We start from the raw sequence: 2,255 nt of genomic DNA on the forward strand, positions 1-2,255 counted from the left end.
GCGACGTGGTCGTCGATCTCAGCCATGTCCAGTTCGAAATCGTCGTCGAGCGACACCGAAAGCTCGTCGTCCATCGCGCTGGCGTCAGCCGCTTCGAATGCCGGCTCATGCACGAAAGTCGGCTCATGAGCCTGAACAACCGGAGCGGCGTCGCTGTCGTCAGCGCCGAACTCGCCCATCATTTCTTTCTCGAGATCGATATCGAAATCGCCCTCTTCGAGCCCGTGATCGGCGGCTGGGGCCTGCGGCTGGGCGGGCGATTGCGGCCTGACCGGCTGGCGCGGGTCGAATCCCATGATCCTGGTCAGTTCCGCGAACGGATCATCCTCAGCGATGTCGTTGTTGTCGGCTACTCTCAGCTGGGTTCTGTCTGCCATTATTGTTCCCGAACTCGCACTCATTCGGACGCCATGGACGTCGCGTAGGGTTGGCCCTTACCAGCGCAATGTGGGCAAAAGGTGACAGGTTATTTAGTCAAACCTAACGCATTTCAGTGGGCGCGGCGGCCCCGATCAACGTCAGGCCGGACGTCAAAACGTCCGAAACAGCCTGCACCAGCCCTAGTCTGGCATGCGTCAATTGTCGGTCGTTAACCTTAACAAAACGTAAGTCCGGATTATCCGTGCCACGGTTCCAGTGCCCGTGGAAGCTGGAAGCCAGATCATAGAGGTAAAATGCCAGCCGATGCGGCTCGAGCGCAAGGGCGGCGGACTCGATCAGCCGCGGGTATTCGGCAAGCTTGCGGATCAGGCCGATCTCGCCCTCGTCGGTCAGCAATGCCGCGGCGGACGCCAGGCTGTTGCGGTCGAAATTGGCTTCGCCCAGTTGCTCGCTCGCCTGCCGGAACACCGAATGACAGCGCGCCGAGGCGTACTGGACATAGAACACCGGATTGTCCTTGGACTGCTCGGTCACCTTGGCGAAATCGAAATCCAGCGGCGCATCGTTCTTGCGATAGAGCATCATGAAGCGGATCGCGTCGCGGCCCACCTCCTCCACCACTTCGCGCAGCGTCACGAAATCGCCCGACCGCTTCGACATACGCACCGGTTCGCCCTCGCGAAACAGCTTGACCAGATTGCAAAGCAGCACGGTGAGCTTGACCTCTTCGCCGGCAATCGCCCGCGCCAGGGCTTCCAGCCGCTTGACGTAGCCGCCATGGTCGGCGCCGAGCACATAGATCAGGTCGACGAAGCCGCGATCGACCTTGTCCTTGAGATAGGCAACGTCGGCGGCGAAATAGGTGAATGAGCCGTCCGACTTGACCAGCGCCCGGTCCATGTCGTCGCCGACCGCGGTCGAGCGGAACAGCGTCTGCTCGCGGTCCTCCCAATCGTCGGGTTTCTCGCCCTTGGGCGGCGGCAGCTTGCCCTTGTAGATATGGCCCTTCAGCGTCAGATCGTTGATCGCGGATCGGATCTTCCTGGCATTGTCGGCGTGCAGCGTGCGCTCGGAGAAGAACACGTCGTGATGCACGTTGAGCATCGCCAGGTCCTCGCGGATCATCGCCATCATCGCATCGATGGTGCGATCCTTGACGATGGCGAGCGCCTCGTCATCGGGCATCTGCAGCAGCGAGCGGCCGAATTCCGCGACCAGCGCCTGACCAACTGGCACCAGGTAATCACCCGGATAAAGCCCGCTCGGAATCTCGCCGATGTCGTCACCCAGCGCTTCGCGGTAACGCAGGAATGCGGAACGGCCGAGCACGTCGATCTGCGAGCCGGCGTCGTTGATGACGTATTCTTTGGTCACGTCGTAACCGGCGAAGGCCATCAGATTGGCAAGTGCATCGCCGACGACAGCACCCCGGCAATGGCCGACATGCATCGGTCCGGTCGGATTGGCCGAGACATATTCGACATTGGTCTTCCTGCCGCCGCCAACCATCGAGCGGCCATAGTTGCGGCCCTCGCCGAGCAGTGCGGTCAGATGTGTCTGCCAGAAGCCGTCCTTCAGCCTGAGATTGACGAAACCGGGGCCGGCCACCTCTGTTGCCGCGACATCCTTGTCGTCGCGCAGCGCCTGCGCCAGTCTTTCGGCCAGCGCGCGCGGGTTCTGGCCGGTCGGCTTGGCCAGCACCATTGCCGCATTGGTCGCCAGGTCGCCATGGCTGGCGTCGCGCGGCGGCTCAACGGCAATGCGCGACAGGTCAGGCGAAATGCCGTCTTTGTCTTTCAGATCAAGCGCTTCGACGGCTTTTATGATTCGCGCGGTGAAATCGGCGAAGATGTTCATTTGTGTGACTCTGGGGT

The 2,255-nt window shown here is 61.6% G+C and carries 1 protein-coding gene and 1 pseudogene; both read right to left on the reverse strand.

The genetic code is table 11. The features are described from left to right. Nucleotides 1–377, reverse strand: a pseudogene (locus EN879_RS32630) (SPOR domain-containing protein); the annotation flags it as partial. Between the two features lie 103 nt (nt 378–480). Further along, nucleotides 481–2,238 carry an arginine--tRNA ligase gene (gene argS / locus EN879_RS32635; RefSeq protein ID WP_063168120.1) on the reverse strand — a complete coding sequence of 586 codons (1,758 nt, stop codon included), beginning with the start codon at nt 2,236–2,238 and terminating at the stop codon, nt 481–483. Nucleotides 2,239–2,255: the final 17 nt, after the last annotated feature.

The organism is Mesorhizobium sp. M7A.F.Ca.AU.002.02.1.1 (assembly GCF_003998535.1).
GTDB lineage: Bacteria > Pseudomonadota > Alphaproteobacteria > Rhizobiales > Rhizobiaceae > Mesorhizobium > Mesorhizobium ciceri.

What these genes read in the sequence shown, in the direction of transcription:
- argS (WP_063168120.1), bottom strand. Translation starts at nt 2,238, where the DNA reads ATGAACATCTTCGCCGATTTCACCGCGCGAATCATAAAAGCCGTCGAA.